The following is a 22,762-nucleotide window of genomic DNA, read 5'->3' on the forward strand; positions in this document are numbered from 1 at the left end:
TTGTGGGGGGGGTTTGGGTTCCTTTTTAAAACCCCGGCCCCCCCCATCTACCCCCACCGGGGGGGTGGGCCCCCCCCGGGCCCCCCCGAGACACCCTCCTCTTTGCGTCTACTCGCGCTCGTAAAGCGGGGCCACGCGGCGCCGAGAGGCTCCGCGCGCCGCCGTACCGCCCAACCCATGCCGATCTCGATGACGAGCGGCGCGTGGAGGGCACCGTGGGGATGCAGCCCGCCACAGTAGACGTACGACAAGGGCCTCGATCCGCGAAGATCGGGGCCCTCTTCGTATGTCCGCAGCACAAGCAGGTGAGGTCGCACCGACGGCCGCTCTCGCTCAGCGGCTGACCGTCATGATGGCCAGGCGTCGCGCACGGCGGCGCGCTCCCGCCGAGGCAGGGCGCCGCGAGCACGTGCCTCCACCTCGGCGCTCAGACGGCGCAGGAGCGCTCGATGCTCGGGTGCGGTCGCGGCGAGCGCGCCGAGGCACTTCTGCAGGCGGATGAGTACCTCGACGAATCCGGCGCCGTCTCGGGTCAGAGGCCGGAAGGCGTCGACGAGGAGGTCGTGCATGTGCGTGCGCGGCACCCACACTCGGTCGTGTTCGAGGGGAGCGATCTCACCGTCGTCGACTCGGAACGCGCTGGTGAACACGCGCTGCAGCGCTGCCGTCACCTCGATGGCGGTGCCCGGATCGTTCGTGCCGGGAGAGAGCGCGCGGCTTCCGATCTCTGCGAGCGCGATGACGCCCAGACGAGGGTCCTGGTCGTAGTCGCGGTGGCGTTCCAGGGTGAACGCGGCCCGGATCCGATCGCGCATCGACTCCGTGGGCGGGGTGCTCACGTGCACCAGCGGATGCAGGACGTCGGCGATCGAACCGGGCATCGCTCCGACGTAGACCTCGCAGTCGTGCTCGTGCGCCAGAGCATCGAGTCGCGCAACGTCGACGGCGAGGACGTACCGAGCGTCATCGACGGCGACGGGGAAGCTGGGCTCAGGCAGTCGCGTGAGCTCGCGGGCGCCGAGGGTCGGTCGACGGACATACGAGACCAGCGCCGCAGTGGCCGCATCCTCGACCCGGTCGATGACGTCGGCCATCCGCCCGAATCGGGCGAGGTGACCGATCCAGCGCAGCAGGGTGATCACGATGACGCCGATGACCACCAGCGTGCCGAAGAACAGGATCGTGCGGCCCTGTTCGGTGTAGTACCCCGTGGACAGCGCGATGATACCGACGAGAGCGAACACGAACGCGCCGGTGAACGTCGACAGCGCGGTCTGCGAGGTCGGGTCGGCGATGAGCAGCTTGGTCGACCGTGGCGTGGCGATCGTGGTCGCCGACGAGTACGCGGTCACCATCGCGGTGATCGAGAAGGTCGTCGCGGTGAGCATCGCGGTCGCGATGATCTGCAGAATCGCGTCGACGGAGTTCTGGCCGAGCTCCACCGTCAACTCGAACGGGATCCAGGCGCCGACGACCCCGGCCGTCAACGCGAACAGCATCGCGACCACGGTGAACGCGATCGCTCTGGCCCAGACTGTGCGCAGCGCGCGCTGCACGTGTACCAGAAGACTCCCGCCGGACGTGTTCGTCATGCGCTTCATCTAACACCGTCGAATGTGGCGCGGTCGGGGCGCCGCACCGCGACGTGGTCGTCTCAGCGTCGATCGCCCGCCGAGTGCAGTGCCCGGTCACGCGTCTTGCGGAGGCTCGCGACCGTCGCCACCGCGATCGTCCCGGCGATGAACAGCAGCGACAGCCAGATCGGGATCTCGGGTATCACCGTGATCGGCTCGCCGCCGTTGATGAACGGCAGCTCGTTCTTGTGCAGCGCGTGGATGAGCAGCTTAACTCCGATGAAGGCGAGGATCACGGCCAGCCCCTGGGCGAGGTACACCAGGCGCTCGAGCAGTCCGCCGATCAGGAAGAAGAGCTGCCGCAGCCCCATCAGCGCGAACACGTTGGCGGTGAAGACGAGGTACGCCTCCTCGGTCAGCCCGTAGATCGCGGGGATGGAGTCGACGGCGAAGATGACGTCGACGAAGCCGATGGCGACGATGGTCAGCATCATCGGCGTGACCCAGCGTCGGCCGTCCTTCCGCACGGTGAGCTTGTCCTCGTGGTACTCATCGGTCACCGGCAGATGCCGGCGGACGAAGCGCATGAACTTGCCGTCGACGACGTTCGAGTCGCCGTGCGAGAACGCCTGGTGCCAGGCGAGCACCAGCAGCAGCGCGCCGAAGAGGTAGAAGACCCAGGTGAAGTTCTCGATCAGCGCTGCACCGACGGCGATGAAGACGCCCCGCAGGATGAGCGCGATGACGATGCCGATCATCAGCACCTTCTGCTGGTAGATCTTCGGCACGGCGAAGCTCGACATGACGATGAGGAAGACGAACAGGTTGTCGATCGACAGCGCCTTCTCGGTCAGGTAGCCGGCGAAGTACTCACCGCCGAAGGTCCAGCCCGAGACGACGCCGACTCCGACGCCGAAGATCAGTGCGAGAGCGATGTAGAACGCCGACCAGCGCGCGGATTCCGCGATCGTCGGCTCGTGGGGCTTTCGCACATGCGTGAAGAACTCGTAGACGAAGAAGGCGACGGTCACCGCGACCGTGATGATCCAGACGAGGGGCGTGACTTCCAAAGGGGTCTCCTGACCTGAGGCGAACGTATCGACGCCAAGGTCTTCTCCATGCCCGAATCGGGAACCGGTGGTCCGGGATGCGAGTGCATCCGTGGTGACGAGCCACCGCGCGGGAGTACTCCCCTTGCGGTGACAAGTGTAACCGCTGTCGCAATGGCTTCGCGTCGCCCGGTGGCTCCGCTGCGCACGAAACGGTGCATCTGACGTGCTGAGCCGGTGGATGCGATACTGGCAGCCCTATGTCGACCTCTCTCCTGCTGCTCGCCGACACGCACATCCCGGCTCGCGCCAGGCGTCTTCCCACGGCCGTCCTGGAGGCGATCGAGGCCGCCGACGTGGTCGTGCACGCGGGGGACTGGGTCGATGCGCCGACGCTCGACCTCGTCGCATCGCGATCCCGCAGATTCCACGGCGTGTACGGCAACAACGACGGGCCGGAGCTGCGCCGACGGCTGCCCGAGGTCGCCCGGTTCACCGTCGACGGCCTCCGGTTCGCGGTCATCCACGAGACCGGCCCAGCACGGCGGCGCGAGGAGCGCATGGACGAGCTCTTCCCCGACACCGATGTGCTGGTCTTCGGCCATTCGCACATCCCGTGGGACACCGAGACACCCGCCGGTATGCGGCTGCTCAACCCCGGCTCGCCCACCGATCGTCGCCGTCAGCCCGTGTGCACGATGATGACGGCCCGGGCCCACGCCGGCGTGCTCGAGGTCAGCCTGGTTCCGGTGGATCGCTCCCGCTGACCTTCCCGACGATCGGTCCGCGATCGCGTCGTTCCGCTCGAGCAGTTATATACGGATGAATCGATGCACGATTTTCCGCTGCGCCCAATAGGCTTCGAGGAGCGGATAGCCTCAGCGGCGCCGCGTGCGAGTCCGCGCCCCCGGCGGCAACTGCCTTGTCCGACCCATACGCGCGGGGATGGGGCGGATGCATGACTGCGCAGACACTGCGAGCAGAACCGGTGATCGTGCTGGGCGGCGCACCGGTGCGCGAACAGGACGACGCGGACATCGTCGACCGGGTACCTCGGCTCACCTGGGTGCTGTGCGCTGCTCTGCTGCTGTGCGGCTGCATCCTCGTCTCGATGACGACCACCACCGATCCGGACTGGTGGCACCTCTACTTCAGTCGACTCGGCATGATGGGCGACTTCTCCAGCTTCGCCTTCAACGGCGGACTCGTCGCCAGCGGCGCGATCATCGCCGGTTCATCGTGGATGCTGAGGATCCGCCTGACCGGCGTGATGCCGTTCGCCCTGCGCTCGCGCATCGCGATGCGCGTGATGCCCCCGGCGATCGCCGGCCTCGGCATCAGCCTGCTCGCCATCGGCGCCTACCCGCTGTCGGTGGATCCGATCGCCCACGAGCGCGCCACCAACGGCGCCGTGCTGTCGTTCGCCGTCCTGCTGCTCTCGCACCGTGTTCTGCTGTGGCAGCTCGAGGGGGCGCTGCGCCGCGCAACGATGATCAGCGCGGTCACGATGATCGTCGCGCTCGCGGCGTTGAAGGCCGAGGTCATCTCGCTGACGGTCTTCGAGGCGATCGCGTTCGCGATCATCCTGTGGTGGGTGCACCTTCTCGAGCAGAGCGCGCACCGGCACGGGTCCCCGTCGCCGGTCGGCGCCTCCCTGCGGTGGCCACGCCGGGAGCGCGCGTTGACGGATGCCCGGCGGGCGACCACCCGGCCCGACACGGTCGACGCGCTGACCCGGCCCGGCACGGTCGCCGCGCTGACCCATCAGGACGACGCGGGGCGCCTCGCGCGTGCGACGACGAGGCCGCGCCTGGACGTCTCGAATCCGGCGAGAATCTCGCGCAGCTCCTCGGCGCCGACGTCCGCGCCGAACGCGTCGGCTCCGGGCTCGAGCATGATGCCGGATGCCAGCGGCCCGGCGATCACGGGATCGAAGCCCAGATCATCGATCAGTCGAGACACGGCATCCAGGTCGGCGGCCGCGTCCCCGGCGATCGCGATGGCCTTGCGCCCGGGCGCCCCGGCGGGGCGCGCCTCATCCTCCACGTCGTGGTACCCCATGTGCCCCAGCCCCTTCACGACGCGCGCACCGGCCAGGTGCCGCTGAACGAGCTCGCTCGTCGAGGTGCGCGGGTCGTCGAGGTCGGGCCGATCTCCGTCGGCGCCCCACCAGTAGTTCATCGCGTCGATGACCAGCGTGCCGCGCATTTTCTCAGCCGGCAGCGTTCGGTAGCGGCCGAGCGGAAGCGCCAGTACGACGGCATCCGACACGGCCACGAGGTCGGAGACGGTCACCGCCTCCGCCCCGATCGCCGCGATCGCGCGGGCGATGGGCGCGGGATCGCCTGATCGCGCGACGACCACCCGGTAGCCGGCAGCGACCGCGAGTGCCGCCAGCACCCGTCCCAGCCGACCGGCGCCGATGATGCCGAGCGTCCGGATGGGGGATGTGACAGTCACCCCGTCATCGTACGGCCGCCCGACGGCGCCGGCGCCGAGCGCTCAGTGCTCGCGCAGCATGGCGATGAGCTCGGCCTTGCGCTTGCGGGAGTACCCCTCGAGGCCGAGCTCCTTCGCGCGCTTGCGCAGCTCGGCCACCGTCCAGTCGTCGTAGTCACCCGACCTTCCCCCGCGGCGCCCGACCGCCGAGCGGCCGTCGCGGGCGGCGGCGTTCGAGATGCGCGCCGCCTTCTCCTTCGATGCGCCGTCGTCGCGCAGCTTCTCGTACAGCTCTTCGTCCTTGAGCTCTGGTTGGCCCGGCATGGCCGCCTCCTCGGGTCGTCGGACGTCGCTCACTGCGACTCGAGGAGACCATACCCACGGCGCTGGACCGATCGAACGGCCTTGACACGAACCCGGCCGGGCTCGTCGCCTCAGGTCCAGGCTGCGTCGATGACGCGCGGCGGATGCTCGCTCGCGTCGTGGATTCGCACCCCGTGCACGTCGACGGCGATGATCTCGAACCCGGCATCCAGCGCCCGTGAGCCGGGGAAGCGCTCGCTGCACGCCTCACCCAGCCGCCACCGCTCCTCATCGCGGGTGATGCGGGCGCGGCCTTCGAGCTGCACCGACGTGTCCGCTCCGGTGACCGCCACGGCGACGTGCGGGCGCTCGCGGATGCTGCGCGCCTCCCGTGAATCGCTCGCCGCATCGAAGACGAGCACGCCCTCGTCTGTGGCGGTGAGCGCGATGTGGGCGACCTGGGGCGCACCGTCACGTCCGACCGTGGCCACCACGCCCGATCCGCACACACGGACGAAGTGCGCGACGGCCGCGCGATCCGATGCGTCGATGGTCATATCTCGACGGTACGCTCGTCGCCGCCCCACGGCGAGGGGTTCTTCGACCGCGGCGTCAGACGGCCCGCTCCCACGGCTCCACACCGCCGGCCACGACGGTGAAGAGGGGATGCGGGGTGGGCGTCGCCGCACGCCAGCGGGTCGCGTCGGACGGGCTGCGCTGCTCGAGCTTCGCACCCAGATGCTGCCACTCCAGCGCCAGCTGTCCTTCGGTCACCGGGATGACGAGCACGGCCGAGCCGGGACGCAGGATTCGCGTGCGATCGAAGCGGTAGCCGCGCGCATCCGCCTCATCCGCGACGGATGACAGGTACGCCCCGATCGATGCGAGCGGGTCGGCCTGCGCGCGGAACCGCTCGAGCTGCGGATGCCTGGTGTACCCCTTCGTGCGCCCCGCGAGCACCGCCTGCGCGAGCAGCGTCTCGCGCCAGCAGGCGACGAGAGCTGCCCGATCGAGGTGCGCGGGGTGCAGCGACCAGATCCTCACCCGCGGCCCGGGTCCTCCGAGCTCGAGGCGGCCGGCGCGGCCACGGGCGCCGCCGCCGGCTCGGCATCGCTCCGGCTGAGCTTCGACGGCCACCAGATCGCCCGGCCGATGTCGTAGCTGAGCGCCGGCACGAGCAGCGAGCGGACGACGAACGTGTCGAGCAGCACACCGAAGGCGACGATGAACGCCAGCTGCACGAGGAACAGGATGGGGATCACCGACAGCGCCGCGAACGTCGCGGCCAGCACGAGTCCGGCGGAGGTGATGACGCCGCCGGTCACCGCAAGACCGCGGAGGATGCCCTCGCGCGTGCCGTGGCGCTTCGACTCCTCGCGCACGCGGGTCATCAGGAAGATGTTGTAGTCGATGCCGAGCGCGACCAGGAACACGAAGCCGAACAGCGGCACCGCCGGGTCGGCGCCCGGGAACTGGAAGACGCCGTTGAACAGCAGTGCGGCCACGCCCATCGCCGAGCCGAACGACAGCACGGTGGTCAGGATCAGCAGCACGGGGGCGAGCACCGCCCGCAGCAGCAGCATGAGGATCACGAGGATCACGACGAGGATCACCGGGATGATCAGGTTTCGGTCGTGGATCGACGCCGTGTTCGTGTCTACCGCGGTGGCCGTCACGCCGCCGACCTTGGCGCCCGTCGCATCGAGCTCGCCGCGCAGCCGGTCGACCGTCGCCTCGGCATCCGCCGAGTCGGCGGCGTCGGTGAGCGTGCCCTGCAGCAGCACACGCCCGTCGACGACCGTGGGCTCGGGTGCCGGGGTGCCGGGAGGGCCGAACGCGGTGATGCCGTCTTCGGTGACCGGCGCGCTGCCCGAGGGGGAGTCCTCGGCGGTCACACTGACGCCGTCGACGCCGTCATCGGCGAGCAGCACATCGGCGGCATCCTGCAGTCGGCTCTCGTCGACGAGCACGTACGCGGGGCTGCCCGACCCTCCGGGGAAGTGCTCGCCGAGCACCTTCTGGCCGTCGCGCGCCTCCGAGGCGCCGAGCACGAGATCCGACTGCGGCACACCCTTGGCATCCAGCTGCACGACGCCGACGGCGGCGACCGCAAGCACGATGGCCGTGGAGATCCAGATCAGGCGAGGGCGCCGCCGGATGCTGCGCGCGAGTCGCGGCCACAGGCCGCGTCCCTCCAGCGCGCTCGCATCGGCGACCCGCCGGGGCTCGTACTTCGGACGCCTGGGCCAGAACGCCGCCCGGCCGAACAGACCGAGCAGGGCGGGAAGCAGCGTGAGCGCGGCGAGCATCGCGAAGACGATGCCGATCGCCGCAACCGGGCCCAGCGTGCTGTTCGACTTCAGGTCGCTCAGCAGCAGGCACAGCAGGCCAGCGATCACGGTGCCGCCCGAGGCGAGGATCGGCTCGAACGAACCGCGCCAGGCCGAAGCCACAGCCGTCCACCGGTTCTCGGTGATCTGCAGCTCTTCCCGGAAGCGCGCGACCATCAGCAGCGAATAATCCGTCGCGGCGCCGATGACGAGGATGAACAGGATGCCCTGGGTCTGACCGCTCAGCAGCAGGATGCCGAGCTTCGCCGCCCACCACACGACCAGCAGCGCCACGCACAGCGCGAACAGGCTGGTGCTGAGCACGACCACGGGCAGCAGCAGCGAGCGGTACACGATCACGAGGATGACGAGCACGGCTGCGAGGGCGACGAGCAGGAGGATGCCGTCGATGCCGGCGAATCCGGCGACGAGATCGGCGGTGAAGCCGGCGGGCCCGGTGATGTACACGTCGACGCCGTCGGGCACGCTCTCGCGCAGGTCGGTCGACAGCGCGGTCGAGATCTCGCCGATGTCGGCGTCGGCGTCGATCGGCACGAACGCCTGTGCGGCGAGGCCATCGTCGGAGACGATCACGGGGGAGGAGCCGTCTTTCACACCCTCGGCGGTCGTCGCATCCTCGAGCGCGGATGCCAGGTCGTCCCGCAGTGCGTCGTCGATCTCGTCGTCGGAGTCGAAGACCACCACCGCCGGGATCGAATCGGAGCCGAGGAAATCGTCGAGCGCGGACTGCACCTCGGTCGCGTCGGCCGAGTCGGGCAGGTAGGCCGTGCGGTCGTTCGAGGAGACCTCGTCGATCTTGCCGAACAGCGGTCCGCCGAGCCCCGCGCCGGTGAGCCAGAGGAGGATGAGCGCGGACGAGATCAGTACGCGCAACAGCGTCTTCGGCTTCTTCTTCTGCTGCTGCTGCTGGCGGAGCTGCGCTCGCGTGTTCATCGGGGTCCTCTCGTCAGAACAACGGTACCGGGCAGGAGAAAGGTCGACCGAGGACTTGACAGGCCTAGCATGAGGGCATGCAGAGAACACTCGTCATCGCGGCATCCGCTCCGGTGCCGAGAGGCAATCACGTCGAGATCGCTCAGGCCGCCGACGGGACGGTCATCGCCGTGCGCGACCTCGACCGGGGCATCCAGTACGAGGTGCGAGACACGACGCGCGAACAGCTCGACATCTGGCGAGCGGTCGTACGCGACTGCCGCGTGACCGAGACGGCGCGTGAGCCGCGCACGGTACTCGTCGTCGGGTTCTCGGATGCGGCCTCGGCGGCCGAGGAGGCGCTCAGCGAGGCGGATGCCGCAGCTGCCGCGGCCAAGGCGGAGTCCGATCGCTGGGGCGGTGCCGACAGACAGCCCACCGAGGCGCCCGAGCGGTTCTGGTGATGGGCATGGAGCGCACGCTCAGCGGAAGTCGCGCGAGCGGTGCGCGAGACCGGTGCGCAGATCTTCGAATGCATCGGCGAGCACGTTGGTGACGCCTTCCGGGGAGCGCTCCAGGAGCCCTCGGACGATGAGCGCGGGGGAGTCGCGGGCCACCCGACGGTAGCGGGCCCAGACGCCCGTCGTGCAGATGATGTTCACCAGACCGTGCTCGTCCTCCAGGTTCAGGAAGGTGACGCCGCTGGCCGTCGCCGGGCGCTGGCGATGCGTGACCACTCCGGCGACCTCGATGCGCCGTCCCGTCTCGTGGGTGCGCAGCCGGGCGGAGGTCAGCACACCTCGTTCGTCGAGCGCGGCCCGCAGGTGCGACATCGGGTGATCGTCGATCGAGACGCCCGTCGCCCACAGGTCGGCTGCCAGCCGCTCGTAGCCGGACTGATCGGAGAACAACGGCGGCTGCACCGACAGAGCAGTGCCGGGCAGGAAGCGCGCCCGGTCTTCGGCTGCGGCGCCTGCCAGCCAGATGGCCTCGCGTCTGCTGAGCCCCAGGCACTCGACGGCCCCGGCCGTCGCCAGCGCCTCGATCTGCGCCGTCGTCGCGTCGGTGCGTCGCACCAGATCGTGCAGGTCGCGGAACGGGCCGTGCTCGGCGCGCGACGCCACGATCCGCTCGGCCAGCTTCACCCCGATCCCGCGCACCCCGGAGAGCCCGAGCCGCACGGCGAACCGGCCGTCGCGGCGGTGCTCGGCCGACTCATCCGGGGCGGAGATGTCGAACCGCAGAGGGGCCGGCTGGTCGAACGCCGCACAGGACTCCCTGCCGGTCGGCCCCGCGTCGCCGTCTGAACCCGCGTCCGCGTCGATCGGCTCGAGCCCGTCCATCACCCCGGAGGCATGCAGGTCGGGTCGGCGCACCTGCACGCCGTGGTGGCGGGCATCCGCGGTGAGGGAGGCCGCAGAGTAGAACCCCATGGGCTGCGCCCGAAGGAGCCCTGCCAGGAACGCCGCCGGGTAGTGCAGCTTGATCCACGAGCTGGCGTAGACCAGCAGTGCGAACGACAGCGAATGCGATTCGGCGAAGCCGAAGTTCGAGAACGCCTGGATCTGCGCGTAGATGCGATCCGAGACCTCTGCGCTCAGCCCTCTCCTGCTCATCCCCGCGTACAGCTTCGCTCTGACCTTCTCGATCTTCTCCAGCCCGCGCTTCGATCCCATCGCCCGGCGCAGCAGGTCCGCCTCGTCGGCGGTGCAGTCGCCGATCGCGGTGGCCATCTGGATCAGCTGCTCCTGGAAGATCGGCACCCCCAGCGTGCGCTTCAGGATCGGCTCCAGGTCGCGGTGCGGATAGGGGATGTCGAACGGCACCGGCTGCTCGCCCCGACGCAGCCGCTCGCGGTTCTCGGCATCCACCCTGTCCTTCTCGAGCTTGCGGCGCACGAACGGATGCACCGCCCCGCCCTGGATGGGACCGGGGCGGATGAGGGCGATCTGGATGGCGAGGTCGTAGAAGCAGCGCGGCTGCAGCCGGGGCAGCAGCCCCATCTGCGCGCGCGACTCGACCTGGAACACCCCGATCGAATCGGCCCGGCAGAGCATGTCGTACACCCCCGGCTCCTCCTTGGGGATCGTCTCGAGCGTCCAGTGCTCACCGGTGGATGCCCGGATGAGGTCGAAGCAGTGCTGGAGGGCTGCGAGCATCCCGAGCCCCAGCAGGTCGAACTTCACCAGACCCATCGACGCCGCGTCGTCCTTGTCCCACTGGATCACCGTGCGCTTCTCCATGCGGGCGTGCTCGACCGGCACCACCTCGCCGACCGGGCGGTCGGTGAGCACCATCCCGCCGGAGTGGATGCCGAGATGCCGCGGCGCTCGCAGCAGGTCGTCGGCGTAGCCCAGCACGTCGTCGGGGATGTCGTGGCCCTCCACCGGCTGCAGTCCCGAGCTCCACCCGTCGACCTGCTTCGACCAGGCATCCTGCTGACCGGGGGAGTATCCCAGCGCCCGCGCCATGTCGCGCACGGCGTTCTTCGGTCGATACTGGATCACGTTCGCGACCTGGGCGGCGCGCTCGCGGCCGTAGGTCTCGTACACCCACTGGATGATCTCCTCACGGCGGTCGGAGTCGAAATCCACGTCGATGTCGGGCTCCTCGGTGCGGGTGGTCGCGAGGAAGCGCTCGAACGGCAGCCCGTACAGGATCGGATCGACCGCGGTGATGCCCAGCAGATAGCAGACCGCGCTCGCCGCGGCCGACCCCCGCCCCTGGCACAGGATGCCCCGGCGCCTGGCCTCCTGCACGATGCCGTGCACGATGAGGAAGTAGCCGGGGAAGTCCTTCTCGTCGATGACATCGAGCTCGCGCTCGATCCTGGCGCGTCCTGCCGCGTCGAGACGCGGATACCGGTCGGGAACCGCGTGCCACACGAGGTGGCGCAGCCACGTCATCGGCGTGTGCCCGTCGGGCACCTCCTGCTTCGGCAGCGCGGGGCGGGCGGATCGCAGCGGGAAGGCGCACTCGGATGCCAGCCGCAGTCCGTGCTCGATCGCGCCGGGGTAGCGGCGGAACCGCGCCGCCATCTCGGCGCCGCTGCGCAGATGCGCCCCGCCGTGCGCGGGCAGCCAGCCATCGAGGTCGTCCATGCTGCGCACCGCCCGCACGGCGGCCACCGCCTCGGCCAGACGGGCGGTCTGGGGTGAGGCGTAGTGCGCGTTGCTCGTCGCCACCACCGGCAGTCGCATGCGCGCGGCGAGATCGGCGAGGGCGTCGTTGCGGCGGGTGTCGAGCGGATCGCCGTGATCGAACAGCTCCACCGCCACCCGGTCGTGCCCGAACAGGTCGACGAGCCGCTGCAGCGGGGCCCGGGCGTCTCCGGCCTCCAGGCCGCGGCGCACTGCTCCCTTGCGGCATCCGCTCAGCACCGTCCAGTGCCCGTCCGCCCGCGCGGCCAGCTCGTCGAGGTCGTACACCGGACGGCCCTTCTCGCCACCGCGCAGCTGGGCGGCGGAGATGGCTCCGGAGAGGCGGTGATAGCCCTCGGCGCCGCGGGCCAGCACGAGCAGATGATCGCCCTCCGGGTCGGGGGTGCCGGCCCGGACGCGGGATCGGGCACCAGGCGGGTCGTCGGCGATGCCGAGCGAGAGCTCGGCGCCGTACACGGTCTGCACCCCGGCATCCATCGCCTCGGCCACCTCGGCGAAGCGCGATGCCCCGTAGAAGCCGTCGTGATCGGTGATCGCGAGGGCACTGAGGCCCAGCCGCTCGGCCTCGGCCAGCAGGTCTTCGGGTGAGGAGGCGCCGTCGAGGAACGAGTACCACGAGTGCGCGTGCAGCTCGGCGTAGGGCACGGCATCGGTCGGCCGCTGCACTCCGAGAAGAGCCGACGTGCGGCGACGTCGGCTCACCGGACCCGGATCGGCACGAGGACGCACCGGCTCGCCCTGCACCGGAGCAGGGCCGTCGATGTTGAGGGTGCGCTCGAGGTCCTTCCAGGTCTGCGGCGGGTTGCTGAAGCCCATCAGCGGTACCGCCCCTCGGCCCACCAGCCGCCTGAGGAATGGAACACCAGCCAGGCGCGGTGCCCAGCATCGAGCAGCTGGAAGCGATGCCCCGAGCGGGCGCGCTCGGCATCCCACCGGTGCTCGTGCACCGGCCACGGGCCCGCCCAGCCGACCACCTCGCTGTCTTCGATCAGCGCGGGCGGTGTCGACAGGGCACCGCGCTCGTCGATGCGGATCTCGGCGCCCATCGCACCGCTCACCCGCACCGGGCGCATGGGCGTGTACACCTCGGTCGGCAGCGGATCCGGCAGGCTGCCCGGCCACGGCTGCGAGGGATCGCGCTGCACGAGAGGCCGCTCGCCCCACGGCGTGAGCACCTGACGGTCGGCCAGCATCCGCCCGCCCGCCATCGCCGCCGTGCTCACCCCGCGGTGCCCGAGCAGCGTCTGCACACGCGAGACGGCATGGTGCAGCCGCTCGTCGGTGCCCGAGCCGAACAGACCGGGCTGATGATGGGCGGCGTCGTCGACGGCGACCGGAGCGAGCCGCACCCCGACGATGCCGCGGAAGGCGTGCGCGGCATCGTCTGGCGCGTCGTCGACGATCGTCTCGAGCTGCCAGCGCACCCGGTCGACCAGGTCGCCGGCGTCGAAGCAGGTCGGATGCAGCCAGCTGCGTGAGAAGACCGCCCCGTCGTCGTCGGTGAGGTCGATGCGCACCTCGGTGCACACGGCCGAGACGTCGGCCAGCGCGAGCAGCACGGCATCCGCCGTCTGCCGCACGGCGAACGCGATCTGGTCGGACTGCCCGAGCGGGGTCTCGAACTGCACCTCGCGCGCCAGCTGCGGGTCGGGCGGGCGGGGCGTGAGCGGCCGGGAGTCGGCTCCGGATGCCAGGTCGTGCAGCCGCGCCCCGTGCTCGCCGAACCGCGAGCGCACCGACAGGGCGTCGAGTGCGGCGAACTCGCCGAGGGTCGACACCCCCAGCCGCCGCAGCAGGTCGGCGAGGTCGGGCTCGCCGAGCACGTGCAGGGGGAGCGGGGCGAGGAACTCGCGGGACGACCCCGGCGGGATCACCGCCCATGGCTCGGCCCCGTCGCCACCGGGCCGAGCCGCACGCGCGGCGAGCTCGGCGGTGAACATGCCGTCGCCCACGCCGATGCGCACGTCGCCGAATCCGGCATCCGCGAGCATCCGCACGAGAGCTGCTGCCGCGCCCACCTCGCCGTCGTGGTAGCGGGAGATGCCCCGCGAGCGCAGCGCGGCGAGCCCTGGGCGCAGCAGATGCACGCCGGGTGCGTGCGCCTCGATCAGCCGCAGCACGGGCAGGAAGGCGCGCTCGTCCGCCGTCTCGTCGTGCGGCAGGATCCGCAGCGACGGCAGGCTGCTCTGCGCCTGCCGCTTGCGCTGCCCGACCCGCACGCCGTGCGCCCGGGCGGAGTCGGTGCACGCCGAGACGACGCCGGCGCGCACGAGAGCGGTGGGCGGATGCGGGGGAGCGGTGCCCAGCGCGGCCCGCAGCGGCCAGTCGGGGAACCACAGCACGTGCACGCGCATCGCCTCGCTCGGGGTGGGCTCGGACGCACTCATGACGCCACCGCCCAGCTCGGGTGGCTGGGCAGCGCCTCACGCGGATCGAGCGCGGGCTCGGCTGCGGTGTCGATGCGCCCGAGATCGTCGGGCAGCCGCACCCGCAGGCTCTTCGGCACCGGCGTGGAGCGGGTCTGCGCGGTCACCGTCACCGTGCGATCCGACAGCAGCCCCCACCCCTCGCCGAGCCCCTCCCAGTGCGGGTCGTGCAGGGTGATCAGCCCCTCGCCCTGCGGCCAGGGCGAGGTGGTGAGCAGCGTGCAGCCGCGGTCGCGCAATCGGGCCGCGAGGCGTGCGGCATCGGCATCCCGCACGCGGGAACCGGGATTCATCGCGATCAGCGGCACCACCTCGGCCAGCGCCGAGACGACGGCGAGCCAGCGCTCGCCGGGCTCGGGCACGAGGATCAACCTCGACAGATCGATGCCGAAGGCGGTCGCCGCCTCGAGGCCGAGGGTGGGCATGCCGACGGCGGCGCACCAGCCGCCGCGCTGCGAGAGCGCACTCATCAGCGCGAAGACCAGGCTCGGCGAAGGCGACACCGAGTACACGGCGCCCGTCTGCAGCCCGCCCTGGGGCAGCAGATCCTGCAGCGCGGCCGGCATCGGCAGATGCGCGTCGTCGCTGCGACGGCGCTGCATGCGGCCGATCTCGCGGCGCAGGCGCAGAATGTCCCCTGCCCGTTCGTCGGCGGGGGAGAGTGCCGCGGTCGTTCTGATCCCCATGCATCCATCCTCGAATAGATCTTCGAACACTTCAAGTCGTCCTGCGATGCTAATTCGGACATCCGACATCGCCGGTCTCGTCCTGTTCGACCGCGTCGTGCCCGGTGAGCGAGGTTCTCCACAGGCCCCGACGGCGCGCAGCGCTTTTCGCCTAGCCTGCGAGCGTGACACCCCACTCCGTCGCCGTGCTGATCGCGCACCTCGCGCTCGCCGTGGTCGGCGTGTGGCTCATCGCGATCGATGCGCGCACGCACCGGCTGCCGAACCGCATCGTGCTGCCCGCGCTGGGCGCCCTGATCGTGATCCTGATCATCGAGGCCCTGGCGACGGGCAGCGGGGAGCGGCTGACCCGTTCCCTGCTGGGCGGTCTCGCGCTCGGGGCGTTCTTCGCCGTGCTGCGGCTCTCGTCGCGACGAGGGATGGGCGGGGGCGACGTGAAGCTCGCCGCGGCGATCGGGCTGGTGCTGGCCTGGCACGGCTGGTCGCACCTCCTGCTCGGCGCCGCCGCGGCCTTCCTGCTCGGTGCTCTGCACGCCCTGGTGCTGATGGCGCTCCGGCGGGCCACCAGGCACACGCGCATCGCGTTCGGGCCGTGGATGATCATCGGGGCCGTCCTGGCGATCGGGCTCGCCTGAGCGCGTCGGACGTGCGGTCGGCGGGTGGGGATAGGGTGAGCACATGGCAATCGCACGACTTCACGGCGGCCCGCTCGACGGGCAGATCATCCCGCTCGACGACGCGGATCAGGATTCGCTGATCCTGCCCTACAGCGAGACCCAGCTCACCTACCGGCGCGAGGGAGAGCCGTCCCATACCGGCGAGCACGACGGGCCCACCGAGGCCGTCTTCTCGTTCGTCGAGTCGGGCGACGACATCAGCCCCGGCGACGACTGACCGCGCGCGACGCACGTGAGTGCAGAACCGCAGCGCTCCTTCGAGGTCGAGCGCAAGTACGACGCGGATGCCGACACGCGCCTCCCCGACTGGTCGAGGATCCCCGGCGTCGTCGCGGTGAGCGACGGCGATCCGAGAGAGCTCGACGCGCGCTACTTCGACACGGCGGATGCCGCGCTCGCACGCCACGGTGTCGCCCTGCGCCGGCGCACCGGCGGCCCCGACGCCGGCTGGCACATCAAAGGACCGCGGCAGGGTGACGGACGCCTCGAACTGGGCTGGCCGCTCGGCGAGACCGACCGGATGCCCGAGGCGGTCGCCGAGACCGTCGCGCAGTGGACGGATGCCGAGCTGCACCCGCTCGCGCGCATCGAGAACTCCCGCACGGCCTTCTACCTGCAGGGTGCGGACGGCGTGATCGCCGAGTTCGTGGACGACCACGTGCGGGCGACGGACCTGCGCACCGGCACGCGCCGCGAATGGCGCGAGTGGGAGATGGAGCTCGGACCCGCCGCGCCGGCCGACGCCGCTCAGCGTGCGGCCTTCTTCACCGCCGTCGAGACGGCCGTGTTCGCGGCCGGGGGTCGTGAGCCCTCGTCGGGGTCGAAGCTCGCCAGGGCCCTCGGTCTCTGACCCGAACACCGTCGACGGCGCAACCCCTTTCATCCGCTGCGCCGGACATGATTGGGTCGCACCATGAACCCCGCCGTGCAGCTGCGATCCATCCAGACGCTCGTACCCGACGCGACAATCGAGCAGCACACGGTCCGCGACATGTTCGCCGCGCAGCCCGGCCTCTCCCGGCTCGCTCGACGGCTCATCGCCACGTCGTTCGACGGCGCCGGGGTCGAGACGCGACACACGGTGCTCGACGAGCTCGACCCGACGGCGGAGATCGACGCGCCGCAGTTCCTCGATCGCACCACCGGAGCACTGCTCGAGCCCGGCACCGCCGCCCGCAACGACATCTACGCCAGAGAGGCCGACCGGCTCTTCGTCGAGGTCGCCCGGCGCAGCCTCGACGCCGACCCCGACATCTCGGCATCCGACATCACGCACGTCGTCACCGTGTCCTGCACCGGCTTCCACGCCCCGGGGCCCGACTACGCCGTCGTGCGGGGGCTGGGACTCCCCGCCGCCGTGCAGCGCTACCATCTCGGCTTCATGGGCTGCTACGCCGCGCTGCCTGCGCTGCGCGCCGCCGCCCAGTTCTGCCGGGCCGACCCCGACGCGGTCGTCCTGGTCGCGAGCGTGGAGCTGTGCACCCTGCACCTGCGCTCGTCGGACGACCCGGACGCGATCATCGCGTCCTCGCTGTTCGCCGACGGCGCTGCCGCGGCTCTCGTCACCGCTCGTCGCCTGCCCACCGCCGTCCCCGGTCTCGTCATCGACGCGTTCCACACCGCACTCATCCCGGACGGGGAGGGCGATATGGCGTGGACGGTGGGCGACACCGGTTTCGAGATGGTGCTCTCCACGCGCGTGCCGCAGCTGATCGGCATGCACATCCACGATGCGCTGGGCGCTCTGTGGCAGGGGGACGACGACATCGCCGACCGGCTGGACGGGCAGTCCATCGGCGAGATCGTCCAGCACTGGGCGATCCACCCCGGCGGGCGCAGCATCCTCGATCGGGTGCAGGAGCGTCTCGCGCTCGATGACGCGCAGCTGCGGCCGGCCCGCGAGGTCCTGCGCACCCACGGCAACATGTCCAGCGCCACCGTGCTGTTCGTGCTGCAGCGCATCCTCGAGCACGAGGGACCGCGGTCGGGAGAGCGCGTCGCCGCGATGGCGTTCGGACCCGGCCTCACGGCAGAGAGCGCGCTGCTCACCGTCGCCGGTCGCGACGATGAGCGCTGAGCGCCGCCGCGGGGTGGATCTGCGTCGGCGCGCCGTCGATCTGCCCGAGCGGATGGATGCCGACGACGCCGACCCCGAGATGCTCGCGCGCACCTACGCCCGCTTCGAACAGGTCAACGCGATCCTGTCTGGGCGCAGCGGCGTGCACCGCCGAGAGATCGACCCGCGCGCCAGGCACGGCCGGATCCGGGTGCTCGACATCGGCTGCGGCGGGGGAGACATCGCCAGATACGTGGCCCGGCGACTGCGCAGAGACGGCATCCGCGCCGAGGTGGTCGGCGCGGACATCGACCCGAGGGCGGTGCGCTGGGCGTCGGATGCCGATGACGACGGCCTCGTGCGGTGGCGCCGCGCGTCGAGCGCCCAGCTCGTCTCGGAGGGGGAGCAGTTCGACGTCGTGCTCTCCAACCACGTGCTGCACCATCTCACCTCCGCCCAGCTGGCCGGCCTGCTCGACGACTCCGCGCGTCTGACCGCACCCGGGGGGATCGCGGTGCACAGCGACATCGCCCGAAGCCGCACCGCGTACGCGCTCTTCGATGCGCTCACCCGGCCGATCGCCGGCACCCTGCTGAAGAACTCGTTCATCCGCGAGGACGGGCTGATCAGCATCCGCCGCTCGTACACCGCAGCCGAGCTGGCTGCCGAGGCGCCGCCGTCGCAGTGGCGGGTTCAGCGCGGCTTCCCGTCGCGTCTGCTGCTGGTGCACGAGGGCCACGTGATCTGACAGCGCCGCCGCCGAACGCGGAAGGGGGCTCGGTCCATGCGGACCGGGCCCCCTTCTCGAGACGGGATGTCACATGTTGATCATGTGACCGGTGAGACCGTGGAAGGCCTCCTGCAGCGCCTCCGACAGCGTCGGGTGGGTGTGCACGTTGCGTGCGGCCTCGAGGGCGGTGAGGTCCCACTTCTGCGCCAGGGTCAGCTCGGGCAGCAGCTCCGACACGTCCGGTCCGATCAGGTGACCGCCGATGAGCTCCAGGTGCTCGGCGTCGGCGATCAGCTTGACGAAGCCGACCGGCTCGCCCAGCCCATTGGCCTTGCCGTTCGCGCTGAACGGGAACTTCGCGACCTTGATCTCGCGGCCCTCGGCCTTGGCCTGCTCCTCGGTGAGCCCGAAGCTCGCGACCTGCGGCTGGCAGAACGTGGCGCGCGGCATCATCCGGTAGTCGCCCAGCGTCTGGGTCTCGGCCTTGCCGATGGTCTCCGCCGCGACGACGCCCTGGGCCTCGGCCACGTGGGCCAGCTGCAGCTTCGCCGTGACATCGCCGATCGCGTAGATGCCCTCGACGTTGGTGCGCATGTGGTCGTCGATGTCGATCGCCCCGCGCTCGGTGAGCTTCACGCCGGTCTTGTCGAGGCCGAAGCCCTCGATGTTCGGTGCGAAGCCGACCGACATGAGCACCTTGCCCGCGGTGATCTCGCCCGGCTGGCCGTCACGGGTCTCGTACGTGACGCGCACGGACGAGCCGTTGTCGGTGACGGTCTTCACCGCGGTGGAGGTGAGGATGTCGACGCCGAGCTTCTTGTACTGCTTCTGGATCTCCTTCGAGACCTCGGGGTCCTCGTTGGGGAGGGCGCGGTCGAGGAACTCGATGATGGTGACCTTGACGCCGTAGTTCGTCATGACGTAGCCGAACTCCATGCCGATGGCGCCGGCGCCGACGATGACGATCGACTCGGGAAGCTCACGCGAGAGGATCTGCTCCTCGTAGGTGACGACGTTGTCGCTGAGCTCGACGCCCGGCAGCAGACGCACCGTCGAACCGGTGGCGATGATCGCGTTGTCGAAGGTGATCTCCTCGGACGATCCGTCGCTCTTCGCGACGGTGATCGCCTTCGGGCCGGTGAAGGTGCCGCGACCCTCGTACTCGGTCACCTTGTTCTTCTTCATCAGGAAGTGGATGCCCTTGACGTGCGTCTCCGCCACCTTGCGGCTGCGGTCGAACGCCGCTCCGAAGTCGAAGCTCACGTCACCGGAGATGCCGAAGAACTCGGCCTTGTGCGTGAATGTGTGGGCGACCTCGGCGTTCTTGAGGAGCGACTTGGAGGGGATGCATCCGACGTTCAGACACACACCGCCCCAGTACTTCTCCTCGATGATCGCGGTGGACAGGCCGAGCTGGGAGCTGCGGACGGCGGCGACGTATCCGCCCGGGCCCGCGCCGAGGATGACGACATCGTAGTGTGGCATGCCCACAGCCTAATCCCTGGGCGACGGTGGGCGCGGGCGCGGGATCCGACAGAAAGCGGCGGGCGAGCCTGTATCGGGCCTCCTCCCGCACCCGCTCATCAGATAGTCTGGAATGCCGGAGGAGGGAGAACCGTGACAGACGACAGCATCGGCGCCGGAGGCGCGATCCACCGCAGCAGCGGCGAGAAGCGCCACGACGTGACACAGACGTTCGGACATGACTCCGATCTCTCCTTCGTGCCCTTCGGCGCCGACCTCACCGAGCCCGAGGCGGCAGCGATCTCCGCACTGCCTTCCGGGTCCGCGCTGCTGCTCGTGCGCGCCGGTGCGCTGGCGGGTGCGCGCTACCTGCTCGACTCCGATGTGACCACCGTCGGGCGACACCCCGAGGCGGACATCTTCTTCGACGACGTCACCGTCTCGCGCCGTCACGCCGAGATCACCCGCTCGGGAACGGCGTTCGAGATCGTCGATCAGCGCTCGCTGAACGGCACCTATGTCAACGGGGAGCGGGTCGATCGCAGCGAGCTGGCCAACGGCTACGAACTGCGCATCGGCAAGTTCCGGATGAACTTCTTCGCGTCGCCGATCGATCTCGCGACGGCGACCGACTGATGGCGGCGGCCGGCGCCGCCAGGGACCGCTCCGCATCGCCGGGTCTCCTGAGCATCGGTCAGGTTCTCGCCCGCCTCACCCCCGAGTTCCCGCAGCTCACCTCCAGCAAGCTCCGCTTCCTCGAGGTGCAGGGCATCGTCACCCCGTCGCGCACGGAGTCCGGCTACCGGAAGTTCTCGGCCTCCGACGTCGAGCGTCTGCGAGCCGGGCTCACCCTGCAGCGCGACCACTACCTGCCGCTCAGCGTGATCCGCGAGCAGCTCGACGAAGCCGAGGCGAAGGGCGAAGGGTGGGGCAGCATCGCCCCTCCGTCGATCTCCCCGGCGGCCCGACGCCGTCGACGCGACGAGCTGTTGCTGCACACCGGCGCGACGCCGCAGCTGCTCAACGACGCCATCAGCGCGGGACTGATCGTGGGAGCCGAGCACTACACCGACCAGGCGGCCACGATGCTGTCCGGGCTGGTGGCGCTCGCGCGGCACGGCATCGAACCGCGTCACCTGCGCAGCATGCGTCAGAACGCCGAGCGCGAGGCGGCGCTGATCGAGTCGGCGCTGTCGACGCTGCTGCGCCGCACCGATGCCGCATCGCGCGGCAGAGCGGCAGAGCTCGCCCCCGAACTCGCCTCGCACATCGACGAGGTGCGACGTCAGCTCGTCGCGCAATCGCTCGAGCGCGTGCTTACGTAACGAACGGGTTGCGACACACCTCCCCTGCGGGTCGGATGTCATTGCCGGGGCAGGGGTCCTGCTCTACCGTGGGGAATAAGCCGTTCAGGAGGGACAGAATATGAGTGCGGATGGGCGTGCAGGCGACCCGCGGTTCGTGACCGAGCTTCTGTTCACCGACGGTCTGCCGGCGATGGACGACGAGGTCGGCTACCGCGGTGCGGTCGCCGCTCGAGCTGCGGGCATCACGTACCGCCAGCTCGACTACTGGGCGCGCACCGAGCTGGTCGTCCCGACCGTGCGCGGCGCCTCCGGCTCCGGTTCGCAGCGGCTGTACGGCTTCCGCGACATCCTCGTCCTCAAGCTCGTCAAGCGACTTCTCGACACCGGGATCTCCCTGCAGCAGATCCGCACCGCGGTCGAGCAGCTCCGCGCAGCGGGCATCCGGGATCTCGCCGGAACCACGCTGATGAGCGACGGCGCCTCGGTCTACCTGTGCACGTCGAACGATGAGGTCATCGACCTCGTCAGCCGCGGGCAGGGCGTGTTCGGCATCGCGGTCGGCAAGGTGCTGCGCGAGGTCGAGTCGACGCTCGTCGAATTCGACCCGACGGCTCCCGACCCCGTCGACGAGCTCGCGGCCCGCCGTTCCAAGCGCACCGCCTGAGCACCAGCCCCGGAAGATCCCGGGCACAGACGAAGAAAGCCGCCCCGAGGGGCGGCTTCTCTCTTGTGCGCAGGTGCGGTGCTCAGGCCGTCGCGCCGCCCTCGGGCACAGGCACGCGGCCGGTGCGGATGACGCGGTCGAGCAGCGCGTCGAAGTCGGCCGCGAGCTCCTGCGCGGAGTCTCCTGGCCAGATGTGCAGCGGCTTCGCGGCACCCTGCGCCTGCTGCAGCGACGTGCGCTCGGGCAGCTGGGGCGAGAGCACGAGCGGACCGAACATGTCGCGCAGCTCCTTGATGCGGAACTGGTGCTCGATCGACTGCGGACGCACGCGGTTCACGACGATCCCGAGCGGCTGCAGGCGGGGGGAGAGGCCGCGACGGATCTCCTCGATGGCGCGCAGGGCGCGGTCGGCCGCGGCGACCGAGAAGAGACCCGGCTCGGTCACGACCATCACGCGGTCGCTGGCGGCCCATGCGGTGCGCGTGAGTGCGTTCAGCGACGGGGCGCAGTCGATGAGCACGAGGTCGTACTCGCTCTCGACGGTCGCGAGCGCCTCTTCCAGCTTCCAGACGTCCCGCACGCTCGGGTGCGGGCCGTCGAAGTTGATGGCGGAGGGGCTGCCGATGAGCACGTCGATCGTGCCGGGGTGCACCTTCGCCCACCCGCTGGTGGTGATCGCCTGGCGCACCACCTTCTCCTTGGGGTTGCCGAGGACGTCGGCGATGTTCAGCCGTCCGGCGATCTGGAGGTCCATGCCGGTGGACACATCGGACTGCGGGTCGAGGTCGACGACGAGGGTCCGGATGCCACGGGCGAAGGCGGCGGAGGCGAGACCGAGAGTCACGGTCGTCTTGCCGACGCCTCCCTTGAGGGAGCTGACGCTGAGTACGTGCACGTCCTACACGTTACCGTGCGCTCCTTCGGGCGGCGCTCAGCATCGGGCGGTGCGTTCGCACCGGGGGC

23 protein-coding genes and 1 pseudogene are annotated in these 22,762 nt (G+C 70.4%); 10 read left to right on the top strand and 14 right to left on the bottom strand.

All coding sequences use genetic code 11. The features are described 5' to 3' along the window. Nucleotides 1-347: 347 nt before the first annotated feature. Nucleotides 348-1,592 carry a DUF2254 domain-containing protein gene (locus AB0O65_RS05300; protein ID WP_177243811.1) on the bottom strand — a complete coding sequence of 415 codons (1,245 nt, stop codon included), beginning with the start codon at nt 1,590-1,592 and terminating at the stop codon, nt 348-350. Between the two features lie 62 nt (nt 1,593-1,654). After that, nucleotides 1,655-2,644, bottom strand: a complete 990-nt coding sequence (locus AB0O65_RS05305) for a TerC family protein (protein WP_071642464.1) — start codon at nt 2,642-2,644, stop codon at nt 1,655-1,657. A gap of 239 nt (nt 2,645-2,883) precedes the next feature. Here AB0O65_RS05305 and AB0O65_RS05310 point away from each other — a divergent pair, with 239 nt between their 5' ends. After that, a complete protein-coding gene (locus AB0O65_RS05310) occupies nt 2,884-3,390 on the top strand; it encodes a metallophosphoesterase (protein ID WP_313478141.1) in 507 nt (168 codons plus the stop codon). Nucleotides 3,391-3,769: 379 nt separating this feature from the next. Here the strand turns inward: AB0O65_RS05310 and AB0O65_RS05315 are convergent, their stop codons facing one another. From AB0O65_RS05315 to AB0O65_RS05345, 7 genes and pseudogenes are all read right to left on the bottom strand, one after another. After that, the gene (locus AB0O65_RS05315; protein WP_071642468.1) at nt 3,770-3,976 is read right to left on the bottom strand and encodes a hypothetical protein; all 207 of its coding nucleotides are present in this window, start codon (nt 3,974-3,976) and stop codon (nt 3,770-3,772) included. Nucleotides 3,977-3,982: 6 nt separating this feature from the next. Beyond that, nucleotides 3,983-4,207 (bottom strand): hypothetical protein, encoded by a 225-nt coding sequence (locus AB0O65_RS05320; protein WP_071642470.1) that lies wholly within the window; start codon nt 4,205-4,207, stop codon nt 3,983-3,985. A gap of 600 nt (nt 4,208-4,807) precedes the next feature. Continuing rightward, a pseudogene (locus AB0O65_RS05325) lies at nt 4,808-5,083 on the bottom strand (NAD(P)-binding domain-containing protein); the annotation flags it as partial. 42 nt (nt 5,084-5,125) lie between these two features. After that, entirely contained in the window at nt 5,126-5,386 is a 261-nt protein-coding gene (locus AB0O65_RS05330) for a Rho termination factor N-terminal domain-containing protein (RefSeq protein ID WP_071642472.1), read from the bottom strand. Nucleotides 5,387-5,496: 110 nt separating this feature from the next. Further along, nucleotides 5,497-5,922, bottom strand: a complete 426-nt coding sequence (locus AB0O65_RS05335; RefSeq protein WP_071642474.1) for a pyridoxamine 5'-phosphate oxidase family protein — start codon at nt 5,920-5,922, stop codon at nt 5,497-5,499. A 55-nt stretch (nt 5,923-5,977) separates the two neighbouring features. Beyond that, nucleotides 5,978-6,409 (bottom strand): pyrimidine dimer DNA glycosylase/endonuclease V, encoded by a 432-nt coding sequence (locus AB0O65_RS05340; protein ID WP_071642476.1) that lies wholly within the window; start codon nt 6,407-6,409, stop codon nt 5,978-5,980. After that, nucleotides 6,406-8,649: an MMPL family transporter gene (locus AB0O65_RS05345; protein WP_363383554.1), complete on the bottom strand. Its 2,244-nt coding sequence runs from the start codon at nt 8,647-8,649 to the stop codon at nt 6,406-6,408. The genes AB0O65_RS05340 and AB0O65_RS05345 overlap by 4 nt, the downstream gene beginning before the upstream one ends. A gap of 77 nt (nt 8,650-8,726) precedes the next feature. Between AB0O65_RS05345 and AB0O65_RS05350 the strand changes: the two genes are divergently transcribed. Further along, nucleotides 8,727-9,092 carry a hypothetical protein gene (locus tag AB0O65_RS05350; protein ID WP_191713250.1) on the top strand — a complete coding sequence of 122 codons (366 nt, stop codon included), beginning with the start codon at nt 8,727-8,729 and terminating at the stop codon, nt 9,090-9,092. An 18-nt stretch (nt 9,093-9,110) separates the two neighbouring features. On the opposite strand, the gene AB0O65_RS05355 is transcribed toward AB0O65_RS05350, so the two are convergent. The 3 genes from AB0O65_RS05355 to AB0O65_RS05365 are packed head-to-tail and all read right to left on the bottom strand — an operon-like array spanning nt 9,111 to nt 14,901. After that, on the bottom strand, nt 9,111-12,605 hold the full coding sequence (locus AB0O65_RS05355) for an error-prone DNA polymerase (protein WP_313478152.1): 3,495 nt from the start codon (nt 12,603-12,605) through the stop codon (nt 9,111-9,113). Beyond that, nucleotides 12,605-14,176, bottom strand: a complete 1,572-nt coding sequence (locus tag AB0O65_RS05360; RefSeq protein ID WP_363383556.1) for a DNA polymerase Y family protein — start codon at nt 14,174-14,176, stop codon at nt 12,605-12,607. Before AB0O65_RS05360 ends, AB0O65_RS05355 begins: the two co-directional genes overlap by 1 nt. Further along, nucleotides 14,173-14,901 (bottom strand): hypothetical protein, encoded by a 729-nt coding sequence (locus tag AB0O65_RS05365; protein WP_071642487.1) that lies wholly within the window; start codon nt 14,899-14,901, stop codon nt 14,173-14,175. The genes AB0O65_RS05360 and AB0O65_RS05365 overlap by 4 nt, the downstream gene beginning before the upstream one ends. Nucleotides 14,902-15,065: 164 nt before the next feature. Here AB0O65_RS05365 and AB0O65_RS05370 point away from each other — a divergent pair, with 164 nt between their 5' ends. The 5 genes from AB0O65_RS05370 (at nt 15,066) to AB0O65_RS05390 (ending at nt 18,382) form a co-directional block, all read left to right on the top strand. After that, nucleotides 15,066-15,536: an A24 family peptidase gene (locus AB0O65_RS05370; RefSeq protein WP_071642489.1), complete on the top strand. Its 471-nt coding sequence runs from the start codon at nt 15,066-15,068 to the stop codon at nt 15,534-15,536. 43 nt (nt 15,537-15,579) lie between these two features. Next, entirely contained in the window at nt 15,580-15,795 is a 216-nt protein-coding gene (locus tag AB0O65_RS05375; protein ID WP_071642491.1) for a response regulator, read from the top strand. Nucleotides 15,796-15,810: 15 nt separating this feature from the next. Beyond that, nucleotides 15,811-16,428: a CYTH domain-containing protein gene (locus AB0O65_RS05380; RefSeq protein WP_071642493.1), complete on the top strand. Its 618-nt coding sequence runs from the start codon at nt 15,811-15,813 to the stop codon at nt 16,426-16,428. Nucleotides 16,429-16,491: 63 nt separating this feature from the next. Then, nucleotides 16,492-17,655, top strand: coding sequence for a type III polyketide synthase (locus tag AB0O65_RS05385; protein WP_071642495.1), 1,164 nt, complete (start codon nt 16,492-16,494; stop codon nt 17,653-17,655). Continuing rightward, on the top strand, nt 17,645-18,382 hold the full coding sequence (locus tag AB0O65_RS05390; protein ID WP_363383560.1) for a methyltransferase domain-containing protein: 738 nt from the start codon (nt 17,645-17,647) through the stop codon (nt 18,380-18,382). Before AB0O65_RS05385 ends, AB0O65_RS05390 begins: the two co-directional genes overlap by 11 nt. Before the next feature lie 69 nt (nt 18,383-18,451). On the opposite strand, the gene lpdA is transcribed toward AB0O65_RS05390, so the two are convergent. Beyond that, nucleotides 18,452-19,849, bottom strand: a complete 1,398-nt coding sequence (gene lpdA / locus AB0O65_RS05395) for a dihydrolipoyl dehydrogenase (protein ID WP_071642497.1) — start codon at nt 19,847-19,849, stop codon at nt 18,452-18,454. A gap of 132 nt (nt 19,850-19,981) precedes the next feature. Here lpdA and AB0O65_RS05400 point away from each other — a divergent pair, with 132 nt between their 5' ends. From AB0O65_RS05400 to AB0O65_RS05410, 3 genes are all read left to right on the top strand, one after another. Further along, on the top strand, nt 19,982-20,464 hold the full coding sequence (locus tag AB0O65_RS05400) for an FHA domain-containing protein (RefSeq protein ID WP_071642499.1): 483 nt from the start codon (nt 19,982-19,984) through the stop codon (nt 20,462-20,464). Further along, the gene (locus AB0O65_RS05405; RefSeq protein WP_071642501.1) at nt 20,464-21,153 is read left to right on the top strand and encodes a MerR family transcriptional regulator; all 690 of its coding nucleotides are present in this window, start codon (nt 20,464-20,466) and stop codon (nt 21,151-21,153) included. Before AB0O65_RS05400 ends, AB0O65_RS05405 begins: the two co-directional genes overlap by 1 nt. A gap of 100 nt (nt 21,154-21,253) precedes the next feature. After that, entirely contained in the window at nt 21,254-21,799 is a 546-nt protein-coding gene (locus AB0O65_RS05410) for a MerR family transcriptional regulator (RefSeq protein ID WP_071642503.1), read from the top strand. Between the two features lie 82 nt (nt 21,800-21,881). Here the strand turns inward: AB0O65_RS05410 and AB0O65_RS05415 are convergent, their stop codons facing one another. Then, entirely contained in the window at nt 21,882-22,694 is an 813-nt protein-coding gene (locus AB0O65_RS05415) for a ParA family protein (protein WP_071642505.1), read from the bottom strand. Nucleotides 22,695-22,762 lie beyond the last annotated feature (68 nt).

The organism is Microbacterium sp. NPDC077391, from assembly GCF_040686955.1.
Classification (GTDB): domain Bacteria; phylum Actinomycetota; class Actinomycetes; order Actinomycetales; family Microbacteriaceae; genus Microbacterium; species Microbacterium commune.

Bases quoted from the DNA above. Each gene is read 5' to 3' on its own strand.
- AB0O65_RS05390 (WP_363383560.1), top strand. From the start codon at position 17,645: ATGAGCGCTGAGCGCCGCCGCGGGGTGGATCTGCGTCGGCGCGCCGTC.
- AB0O65_RS05375 (WP_071642491.1), top strand. From the start codon at position 15,580: ATGGCAATCGCACGACTTCACGGCGGCCCGCTCGACGGGCAGATCATC.
- AB0O65_RS05360 (WP_363383556.1), bottom strand. From the start codon at position 14,176: ATGAGTGCGTCCGAGCCCACCCCGAGCGAGGCGATGCGCGTGCACGTG.
- AB0O65_RS05335 (WP_071642474.1), bottom strand. From the start codon at position 5,922: ATGACCATCGACGCATCGGATCGCGCGGCCGTCGCGCACTTCGTCCGT.
- AB0O65_RS05365 (WP_071642487.1), bottom strand. From the start codon at position 14,901: ATGGGGATCAGAACGACCGCGGCACTCTCCCCCGCCGACGAACGGGCA.
- AB0O65_RS05385 (WP_071642495.1), top strand. From the start codon at position 16,492: ATGAACCCCGCCGTGCAGCTGCGATCCATCCAGACGCTCGTACCCGAC.
- AB0O65_RS05355 (WP_313478152.1), bottom strand. From the start codon at position 12,605: ATGGGCTTCAGCAACCCGCCGCAGACCTGGAAGGACCTCGAGCGCACC.
- AB0O65_RS05345 (WP_363383554.1), bottom strand. From the start codon at position 8,649: ATGAACACGCGAGCGCAGCTCCGCCAGCAGCAGCAGCAGAAGAAGAAG.
- AB0O65_RS05300 (WP_177243811.1), bottom strand. From the start codon at position 1,592: ATGACGAACACGTCCGGCGGGAGTCTTCTGGTACACGTGCAGCGCGCG.
- AB0O65_RS05350 (WP_191713250.1), top strand. From the start codon at position 8,727: ATGCAGAGAACACTCGTCATCGCGGCATCCGCTCCGGTGCCGAGAGGC.
- AB0O65_RS05320 (WP_071642470.1), bottom strand. From the start codon at position 4,207: ATGATCGCGAACGCGATCGCCTCGAAGACCGTCAGCGAGATGACCTCG.
- AB0O65_RS05310 (WP_313478141.1), top strand. From the start codon at position 2,884: ATGTCGACCTCTCTCCTGCTGCTCGCCGACACGCACATCCCGGCTCGC.
- AB0O65_RS05410 (WP_071642503.1), top strand. From the start codon at position 21,254: ATGAGTGCGGATGGGCGTGCAGGCGACCCGCGGTTCGTGACCGAGCTT.
- AB0O65_RS05405 (WP_071642501.1), top strand. From the start codon at position 20,464: ATGGCGGCGGCCGGCGCCGCCAGGGACCGCTCCGCATCGCCGGGTCTC.
- lpdA (WP_071642497.1), bottom strand. From the start codon at position 19,849: ATGCCACACTACGATGTCGTCATCCTCGGCGCGGGCCCGGGCGGATAC.
- AB0O65_RS05330 (WP_071642472.1), bottom strand. From the start codon at position 5,386: ATGCCGGGCCAACCAGAGCTCAAGGACGAAGAGCTGTACGAGAAGCTG.
- AB0O65_RS05315 (WP_071642468.1), bottom strand. From the start codon at position 3,976: ATGGCGAGCAGGCTGATGCCGAGGCCGGCGATCGCCGGGGGCATCACG.